This window comes from Tepidimonas charontis (assembly GCF_007556685.1).
Taxonomy (GTDB): domain Bacteria; phylum Pseudomonadota; class Gammaproteobacteria; order Burkholderiales; family Burkholderiaceae_C; genus Tepidimonas; species Tepidimonas charontis.
In genome coordinates, this window is sequence record NZ_VJON01000035.1 from 22046 (window position 1) to 31272 (window position 9227).

Sequence of the window (9227 nt, forward strand, 5' to 3'; positions counted from 1 at the left end):
CAGGGGATCGAGGAGCTCACCGCAGCGCACGAAAGGGGCCTCATCAGGGTGGGGGATGGCGACTCCGTAGAATGCTGCCGATTATCCATGAGCGTATCCACTGCATCCTCCGCGGCTGCCATCACATGGGCCGATGCCGACCGCGCCGGCGCCTTTGCGCGTTGGCTCGAAAGCGTCGCGCCCCATCACAGCCTGCTGATCCCTACCCTGCGCCCGGCCAGTGCCGACGCGAGTTTTCGGCGCTATTTCCGTATCGACCGCACCCAGCAAGCCGGTGGCGGCAGCTGCATCGTGATGGACGCGCCGCCGGCGCACGAGGACTGCCGGCCCTTCGTGCGCGTGGCGGCCCTGATGCGCGGCGCCGGGGTGCGCGTGCCCGAGGTGCTGGCCTGGGACGAGGCGCACGGTTTCTTACTGCTCACCGATCTCGGGCCGCAGACGCTGCTGCAGGTGCTCGACCCGGCCCGACCCGAGGCGGCTTTGCCTTACTTCAAAGATGCCATCGCCGCCTTGGTGGATTGGCAGCGCGCCAGCCAGCCCGCCGTATTGCCGTCGTACGACGAGGCGCTGTTGCGGCGCGAGCTGGCACTGTTTGCCGACTGGTACGTGGAGCGCCACCGCGGCTGCGCGCTCGACGAGACGCAGCAACGCACCTTGCAGGCGACCTTCGACCTGATCGTGCAGCGCGTGCTGGCCCAGCCCACCGTGTGGGTGCACCGTGACTACATGCCGCGCAACCTGGTGCTGCCCTACGAGGGGTTCGACCCCGCACGGCCCGAGGGCCGCTTGGGCGTGCTGGATTTTCAGGATGCGGTGCACGGCCCCATCACCTACGACATCGCCAGCCTGATGCGCGATGCGTTCGTGAGCTGGGACGAGGAAGTCGTGCTCGACGTGACCATCCGCTACTGGGAGGCCGCGCGGCGCGTCGGCCTGTTGGACGCCGAGGGCTGGTCGCAGGACTTTGGCACCTTCTACCGCGCGGTGGAATGGATGGGCTTGCAGCGCCATCTGAAGGTGGCGGGGATCTTCGCGCGCTTGACGCTGCGGGACGCCAAGCCGCAGTACCTGGCGGATGCGCCGCGCTTCATCGCCTACATCCGCCACACCGCCGCCCGCTACCGCGAGCTGGGGCCGCTGCTGAAGCTGCTCGACGCCATCGAAGGCGCCGAGACGCCAGTGGGCTACAGCTTTGGGCGTTTGGGCTGACGCATCACCATGGCGGCGCCGCGCATCTATCATCCCGAGGCCCTGCGTCCAGGCCAAACCGTAACCCTGCCCGCAGCGGCCAGCCGCCATGTGCAGGTGCTGCGCCTGCAGCCGGGTAACGCCCTGACGCTGTTTGGCGACCCGCAGCTTGGCGGCGAATGGTCGGCGCGCATCACCGCCATCACTCGTCAGGCGGTGCAGGTGTGCGTGCAGGCGCACCACGCCGTCGAGCGCGAGCCCGCGCGCGCCGTGCATCTGGCCGTGGCCATGCCCGCCAACGAGCGCATGGACTGGTTGGTGGAAAAAGCCACCGAACTGGGCGTGGCCAGCGTGCAGCCGCTGATGACGGCGCGCAGCGTGCTGCGCTTGAGCGGCGAGCGGGCCGCCAAAAAAGTGGCGCACTGGCAAGCGGTGGCGGTGGCGGCGTGCGAACAGTGCGGTGGCAACCGGGTGCCACCGGTGCTGCCGGTGCGCACCCTGGCCCAGGCGCTGGCCGAGGGATGGGACGCGGCGGTGGTGGGCGGCGCGACCGCGGCGCCAGCGGCCAATGCCTTTTTGTCCTTGGGGGCCGATGCGCTGGCGCTGCGCCAATGGGCGCCGACCCCGTCGGGTGACCCCTGTCGGCTCCTCATCGGCCCCGAAGGCGGCCTGACCGAGGCCGAAGAGCAGGCGCTGCGAGCGGCCGGCTGGCAGCCGCTGTCGCTGGGGGCACGCGTGCTGCGCACCGAAACCGCTGCGCTGGCGGCGCTTTGCCTGCTCGGGCTCACCTGAGCCAGTCGCGTGCCGATCGAGGCTGCGTTGTGGGGCGGGCCGCGGTCGAGGTGGCAGTCGTGTTGGGATGGCGGTCGCGCGTTTCAGCACGCCGCCATGGCACCCAAGGCCGTCACCGAGGCATCGGTGTACACGGCGTCCAGGGGCAGCCGGCGCCCGGCGGCATGGTCCTGGATGCAGCGCCATACCAGCGGACTGCGGTGACGCTCGCGGCTGGCGGCCACTTCGTCGAGCGTCAGCCAAACCAGGCCAACGATGCCATGATCCAGCGCACGGCCGGTCACTGCGTCGCCCAATGCACCGGTAAAAGCCAGTCGCAGGTAGGTGATGTCTTCTCCCGTGCTGGGGCGCTGCAAGCGCGACAAATACACCCCCAGCAACGCCGTCGGGGTGAAGCGGTGCGCAGTTTCCTCCAGTACTTCGCGGATGCAGCCCTGCACCGGGCTTTCCCCCGGGTCCAAATGCCCCGCCGGGTTGTTCAAGCGCAGCCCTTCCGGGGTGTGCTCCTCCACCAGCAGATAGCGGCCATCGCGCTCGATGATCGCGGCTACCGTGACACTTGGTTTCCAGCGCGTATCCATGGGGCGCCAGTATAGGCGCTCCAAAAACAGGCGGCGGGCCGCAGACCCAGACGGCGGCGGCGCGGGTCGGAAAAATATTGGCCATTGCTTATATTCGAGCCGTGGGTAAGCGATGCGGCCCGGTTGTACGGCCGCCTATCAGGGAAAACCCGAACCCGCAAATGTCGGCCAAACGATGGCGTGCGCGGCCAAAACCCGTTACGCTGATGGCGTTTGTCCGGTAGCGGGCGCGAGCGCCGTGCGCGGTAGCCCGGGCGCTCGATGGCCGCCGCGGCGTCGTGCCGTGTCGCCGCACTAAACGATGTGGAGCGAGGAGAACGACCATGCGCATAGGCGTGCCCGCCGAGACGGCGGCACTGGAAACCCGGGTCGCGGTCACCCCAGAGACCGCTAAAAAACTCGTGGCGCAGGGCCATGCGGTGCAGGTGCAGACCGGGGCCGGGGTGGCGGCGGGCGCCACCGACGAGGCCTACCGCATCGCGGGTGCCGAGATCGTGGACGCTGCCTCCGCCTGGAGTGCCGAGCTCGTGCTGAAGGTGCGCGCCCCTGCTCCTGACGAGGTGAGACTGCTCAGGCCTGGGGCCACCTTGGTCGGCATGCTCAATCCGTTCGACGCCGAAGGGCTGCAGCGGCTAGCCGTAGCGGGCGTGACTGCGTTTGCGCTGGAAGCGGCTCCGCGCACCACGCGCGCACAGAGCATGGACGTGCTGTCCAGCCAGGCCAATATCGCCGGCTACAAGGCGGTGCTGCTGGCTGCGCACCACTACCCGCGCCTGTTTCCCATGTTGATGACGGCCGCGGGCACCATCAAGGCTGCGCGCGTGGTGGTGTTGGGCGTGGGCGTGGCGGGTTTGCAGGCGATTGCCACCGCCAAGCGGCTCGGTGCCGTCATCGAAGCGTCGGACGTGCGCCCAGCGGTCAAAGAGCAGGTCGAGTCGCTCGGGGCCAAGTTCATCGACGTACCTTACGAGACGGAGGAAGAGCGCGAGTGCGCCCAAGGCGTGGGAGGCTACGCGCGCCCGATGCCCGCGAGCTGGCTGCAACGTCAGCAGGCGGAAGTGGCCAAGCGCGTGGCGCAGGCCGACGTGGTCATCTCCACCGCGCTCATCCCTGGCCGTCCGGCGCCCACGCTCGTCACCGAAGACATGGTGCGCAGCATGAAGCCGGGCTCGGTGATCGTGGACATCGCCGCCGGGCGCGGGCCAGTGGGCCCGCATGGCCAGCCGGGTGGCAACTGCCCACTGACGGTGCCGGACCAGGTGGTGCAGGTGCACGGCGTCACCCTCGTGGGCCACACCAACCTGCCGGCCTTGGTACCGGCCGACGCTTCGGCTCTATACGCGCGCAACGTGCTCGATTTTCTCAAGCTCATTTGTCCGAAGGGCTGCGCGGCGATTCAGGTACCGTTGGATGACGACATCGTCGCTGCGTGCCTGATGACCCAGGGTGGCGAGGTCAAGCGCCGCGCCTGACCAGCATGCACGTGCGCCGCGCCCCCGTTGCCGTCCCTGTCGATCACCGCCGATGGCCCGAAAAACCCAATCGCTGGATGCCACCATGGAAGCCGTCTCCCCGCTGATCCTCAATCTCATCATCTTCGTGCTCGCCATCTACGTGGGCTACCACGTGGTGTGGAACGTCACCCCGGCCCTGCATACGCCGCTGATGGCCGTCACCAACGCCATCTCGGCCATCGTCATCGTCGGTGCCATGCTGGCGGCGGCGCTCACCGAAACCAGTCTGGCCAAAACGATGGGCGTGCTGGCGGTGGCGCTGGCCGCCGTCAACGTCTTCGGTGGCTTTCTGGTCACGCGCCGCATGCTGGAAATGTTCAAGAAAAAAGAGCGCAAGGCCAACCCGGCCGATGAAGGAGCTGCCCGATGAGCATGAATGTCGTCGTTTTGCTGTACCTGGTGGCCAGCGTCTGCTTCATCCAGGCGCTCAAGGGCCTGAGTCACCCCACCACCTCCATCCGCGGTAACGTGTTTGGCATGGTCGGCATGGCGATTGCCATCGTCACCACGGTCGGGCTGATCACGACGCTGGCCGATCGCATGGCGCTCGACGAAGTCAGCGGCCTGGGCTGGGTCGCACTCGGCCTGGTGGCCGGGGGCGGCGTCGGCGCCATCATGGCCAAGCGGGTGGAAATGACCAAGATGCCCGAGCTGGTGGCCTTCATGCACAGCATGGTGGGCTTGGCGGCGGTGTGCATTGCGATTGCCGTGGTGGTGGAGCCGTGGGCGTTCGACCTCGCGCCCAAGGGCGGCGCCATCCCGTTCGGCAACAAAATCGAGCTGTTCCTCGGCTCGGCGGTGGGTGCCATCACCTTCAGCGGCTCGGTCATCGCCTTTGGCAAGCTCTCGGGCAAGTACAAATTCCGCCTGTTTCAGGGCGCGCCGGTGGTGTTTCGCGGCCAGCACCTGCTCAACCTGGCGCTGGGGTTGTTGGTGATCGCATTGGGCGTGGTATTCGCTGCAACCGGCCAGTGGGCGGCCTTTGCGCTGCTGACGGCGCTGAGCTTCGTGCTCGGCGTGCTCATCATCATTCCGATTGGCGGCGCCGACATGCCGGTGGTGGTGTCCATGCTCAACAGCTACTCGGGCTGGGCGGCGGCGGGCATCGGTTTTTCGCTCAACAACCCCATGCTCATCATCGCCGGCTCGCTGGTGGGCTCCTCGGGTGCGATCCTGAGCTACATCATGTGCAAGGCGATGAACCGCTCGTTCATCAACGTGATTTTGGGTGGTTTCGGCGGCGGGGGCGGGGCCGAGGCGGGGGCGGCCCAAGTGCAGCGCACGGTGCGCAGCGGCAGTGCCGAAGACGCCGCCTTCATCCTCTCCAACGCTGAGAGCGTCATCATCGTGCCCGGCTATGGCTTGGCGGTGGCGCGCGCCCAACACGCCGTCAAGGAGCTGGCCGACAAACTCACCGCCAAAGGCATCAGCGTGCGCTACGCCATCCACCCGGTGGCGGGCCGCATGCCGGGGCACATGAACGTGCTGCTGGCCGAAGCCGAGGTGCCCTACGACCAGGTCTTCGAGATGGAGGACATCAACCCCGAATTCGGCCAGACCGATGTGGCCATCATTCTGGGCGCCAACGACGTGGTCAACCCGGCGGCGCTGCAAAAAGGCAGCCCGATTTACGGCATGCCGATTCTGGAGGCGTACAAAGCACGCACCGTCATCGTCAACAAACGCTCCATGGCCGCCGGCTACGCTGGCCTGGACAACGAGCTGTTTTACATGGACAAGACGATGATGGTGTTTGGCGACGCCAAGAAGGTGGTGGAGGAGATGGTCAAGGCCATCGAGTGAGTGCGATGGCGGGCATGGTCATTCGCGAGTGCTCTGTGCCGTTGTCCTGTCGCCGCCCCGTCAAATCAGATCGAACGATCGTTCGGAAAAACCCTGATGCGGTGCGCCAACGCCAGGGCTTTGGGGAATAATGCGGCGGACACCGTCAGTTCAGTGTCAGGCGCGTGCGCGCGCCTGGCGCGCCCACCCTGCAGGAGACCGCATGAGCACTGTGACCGCTGCCGACAAGCCCTGGTTGAAGCACTACCCGGAGGGCGTGCCGGCCGAAATCGATCCGTCGGCCTACCGTTCCCTGGTGGCGTTGATGGAGGAGAGTTTTGCCAAGTATGCCGGACGGCCCGCTTACAGCTTCCTGGGCAAGGAGTGGACGTATCGGGAGGTGGATGACCTGTCGCGGGCGCTGGCGGCTTACTTGCAAGGCCTGGGACTGCAGCGCGGCGACCGCGTGGCCGTGATGATGCCCAATGTGCCGCAGTACCCGATCGCGGTGGCGGCCATCCTGCGCGCGGGCTATGTCTTGGTCAACGTCAACCCGCTCTATACCGCGCGCGAGCTGGAGCACCAGCTCAAGGACAGCGGCGCCAAGGCCATCTTCATCATCGAAAATTTCGCCCACACGCTGCAGCAGTGTCGCGCTGCCACACCGGTGCAGCACGTGGTGCTGTGCGCCATGGGTGATTTGTTGGGGGCTAAGGGCCTCATCGTCAATCTGGTGGTGCGGCACGTCAAAAAGTTGGTGCCGCCCTTCGAGTTACCGGGGGCGGTGCGCTTCAACAGCGCCGTGGCGCGCGGCCGCAAAGGCGTCTATCGCGCGGTCGACGTGGGGCCGGACGACGTGGCCGTGTTGCAGTACACCGGCGGCACCACCGGTGTGAGCAAAGGCGCCGTGCTGCTGCACCGCAATCTGATTGCGAATGTATTGCAGTCCGAGGCCTGGGAAGCGCCCGCACGCCAGACGATTCCGCCGCACGAGCAGCCCACAGCGGTGTGTGCGCTGCCGCTGTACCATATCTTCGCCTTCACGGTGAATATGATGCTGGGCATGCGCACTGGGGGCAAAACCATCCTCATCCCCAATCCGCGCGACATCTCGGCGGTGCTCAAAGAGCTCTCCAAGCACACCTTCCACAGCTTCCCAGCGGTCAATACGCTGTTCAATGCGCTGCTGAATCACCCGGACTTCGACACGGTCAACTGGCGCAACTTGCGCGTGACGCTGGGCGGCGGCATGGCGGTGCAGGCGGCAGTGGCCAAGCGCTGGCTGGAGCGCACCGGCTGCCCCATTTGCGAGGGCTACGGCCTGTCCGAGACGAGCCCCTCGGCCTGCTGCAATCCGGTCACGGCTAAAGAGTTTTCCGGCACGATCGGCATGCCCATCCCGAGCACCGAGCTCAAGTGTATGGACGACGAGGGCAACGAAGTGCCGATGGGCACGCCCGGCGAGATCGCGATTCGCGGCCCGCAGGTCATGGCGGGTTACTGGCAACGCCCGGAGGAGACGGCCAAGGTGATGACCGCCGACGGGTGGTTCCGCACCGGCGATATCGGCGTCATGGACGAGCGCGGCTACTTCAAGATCGTGGACCGCAAGAAGGACATGATCCTGGTGTCGGGCTTCAACGTCTACCCCAATGAGGTGGAGGACGTGGTGGCGCAGTGTGAGGGGGTGCTGGAGTGCGCGGCGGTCGGCATCCCCGATGAACACTCGGGCGAGGCGGTCAAGCTGGTGGTGGTGAAAAAAGACCCGGCGCTGACCGAAGCGCAGATTCGCGCCTTCTGCGAAGAGCGCCTGACCGGCTACAAGCGCCCCAAGGTGATCGAGTTTCGCACCGAGCTGCCCAAGTCCCCCGTGGGCAAGATTTTGCGGCGAGAATTACGGGAGAAAAAGTAACCCCATTCTGGAGCGTGCCCGATGTCTCGCATCGCCGTCGTCAGTGCCGTACACGAAGAGCTGGCGGAAATCTTGCAGCTCATGCCCGACGAGCACAAGGTCACGGTGGCGGGGCGTGAGTTCTGGCAAGGCCACTTGCAGGGGCACGAGGTGGTGGCGGTGCTGTGCGGCATTGGCAAGGTGGCGGCGGCCACCACCGCCACGCTGTTGCACGAGCGCTTTCAACCGGAGTACATCGTCTTTACCGGCGTGGCGGGCGGGCTGGCGCCGGGCATCGAGGTGGGCGACGTGGTCGTGGGTGCGCGTTACTTGCAGCACGACCTGAGTGCGGCGCCCTTGTTCCCACAGTGGGAAGTGCCGGGCAGCGGCAAGCAGCACTTCGACGCCGATTTGGTGCTGGCGCAGGTGCTGGAAGAAGCCGCACGCGACGCCGTCACCTGGTTGCCCAAGCTGGTCAGCGCCGAGACGCTGCGCGCCTTCGGGCTGCATCGGCCCACGGTTCATCGCGGGCTGATCATCAGCGGTGACCGATTCATCACGCGCATGGCCGAATCCCAGGCGCTGCGTGAGGCCCTGCCCGATGCGCTGGCGGTGGATATGGAAAGCGCCGCGGTGGCGCAGGTGTGCTGGGATTACGGCACGCCGTTTGCCGCGGTGCGCACCATCTCCGACCGCGCCGACGACGAAGCCCACATCGACTTCCAAGCCTTCATGCGTGACGTGGCCCGTCACTACAGCGCACGCATCGTGCGCAAGGCGCTCAATCTGTTGTAAGGCAGTTGGGGCGCATGGCACGAGCCTTCGATTACAGACCGTGCGTACCACTTCAACCATCGCCACCAAGCTCGTCTACGCCGGTTTGTGGTTACTGCTGGCCGCGACGGCCTCCATTGGCGTAACGCTGTGGGTTACGTGGCAACTCGAAGGCGGGGCGGCTGCTGTCAATGAGGCTGGTCGCTTGCGGATGCAAGTCTGGCGGCTCGACGCGGCACGTGGCGCGTCCTTGCCAGCGGCACAGCGTGCCGAACTGGTGGCGGAATTCGAGGCGAGCTTGCGGCGGCTGCGCCTGGGGGATCCGCAGCGGCCGCTTGCGGTGCCGTGGACCCCGAGTATTCGGGAGCGATTCTCTGCCGTTGAGACCACCTGGAACCGGCAACGCCACCTCTGGTATCCCGAAGGGGATCTCGATCCCTCCGGTGCCGCGAATGTGTCGTGTCTCGGATGATTCGTTGACTGGACGACGCCGTGGTTTACTCTTGGCCCGAGAGGTCATGCTGGAGCTGAAACGATGCATCTGGAGGCTGCACAAGAACGCCACCACGACACCCAGGATCCGCGCCGAGATCCAGGTCAGCAAGGAGCCCATGAGGGTTCTGGCCCAGCGCTTTGGCGTGAGTGTCTGCACCACCAGCCCGCTGGAAGAAGCGTGCATCGGTTCATGACGCCTCCCATACCCCT

General features: G+C 66.4%; 9 protein-coding genes and 1 pseudogene. 9 read left to right on the top strand and 1 reads right to left on the bottom strand.

The features are described 5' to 3' along the window. Positions 1-87 precede the first annotated feature (87 nt). Together Tchar_RS10045 and Tchar_RS10050 are read left to right on the top strand one after the other, a co-directional pair. Positions 88-1209 (top strand): aminoglycoside phosphotransferase family protein, encoded by a 1122-nt coding sequence (locus Tchar_RS10045; protein WP_144328896.1) that lies wholly within the window; start codon positions 88-90, stop codon positions 1207-1209. Between the two features lie 9 nt (positions 1210-1218). Then, positions 1219-1980, top strand: a complete 762-nt coding sequence (locus Tchar_RS10050; protein WP_144328897.1) for a 16S rRNA (uracil(1498)-N(3))-methyltransferase — start codon at positions 1219-1221, stop codon at positions 1978-1980. 83 nt (positions 1981-2063) lie between these two features. Here the strand turns inward: Tchar_RS10050 and Tchar_RS10055 are convergent, their stop codons facing one another. After that, positions 2064-2561 carry an NUDIX hydrolase gene (locus Tchar_RS10055; protein ID WP_144328898.1) on the bottom strand — a complete coding sequence of 166 codons (498 nt, stop codon included), beginning with the start codon at positions 2559-2561 and terminating at the stop codon, positions 2064-2066. A 323-nt stretch (positions 2562-2884) separates the two neighbouring features. On the opposite strand from Tchar_RS10055, the gene Tchar_RS10060 reads away from it, so the two are divergent. From Tchar_RS10060 to Tchar_RS10090, 7 genes and pseudogenes are all read left to right on the top strand, one after another. Next, positions 2885-4033, top strand: coding sequence for a Re/Si-specific NAD(P)(+) transhydrogenase subunit alpha (locus Tchar_RS10060; protein WP_144328899.1), 1149 nt, complete (start codon positions 2885-2887; stop codon positions 4031-4033). A gap of 85 nt (positions 4034-4118) precedes the next feature. Further along, complete coding sequence (locus Tchar_RS10065) at positions 4119-4445, top strand: NAD(P) transhydrogenase subunit alpha (protein WP_144328907.1); 327 nt, start codon at positions 4119-4121, stop codon at positions 4443-4445. After that, positions 4442-5878, top strand: a complete 1437-nt coding sequence (locus tag Tchar_RS10070; protein ID WP_144328900.1) for an NAD(P)(+) transhydrogenase (Re/Si-specific) subunit beta — start codon at positions 4442-4444, stop codon at positions 5876-5878. The genes Tchar_RS10065 and Tchar_RS10070 overlap by 4 nt, the downstream gene beginning before the upstream one ends. A 202-nt stretch (positions 5879-6080) precedes the next feature. After that, entirely contained in the window at positions 6081-7769 is a 1689-nt protein-coding gene (locus Tchar_RS10075; RefSeq protein ID WP_144328901.1) for a long-chain-fatty-acid--CoA ligase, read from the top strand. A 21-nt stretch (positions 7770-7790) separates the two neighbouring features. Then, entirely contained in the window at positions 7791-8543 is a 753-nt protein-coding gene (locus Tchar_RS10080; RefSeq protein WP_144328902.1) for a 5'-methylthioadenosine/adenosylhomocysteine nucleosidase, read from the top strand. Between the two features lie 40 nt (positions 8544-8583). Beyond that, positions 8584-8994, top strand: coding sequence for a type IV pili methyl-accepting chemotaxis transducer N-terminal domain-containing protein (locus Tchar_RS10085; RefSeq protein ID WP_161595501.1), 411 nt, complete (start codon positions 8584-8586; stop codon positions 8992-8994). Between the two features lie 46 nt (positions 8995-9040). Continuing rightward, positions 9041-9227: pseudogene (locus tag Tchar_RS10090) on the top strand (hypothetical protein); the annotation flags it as partial.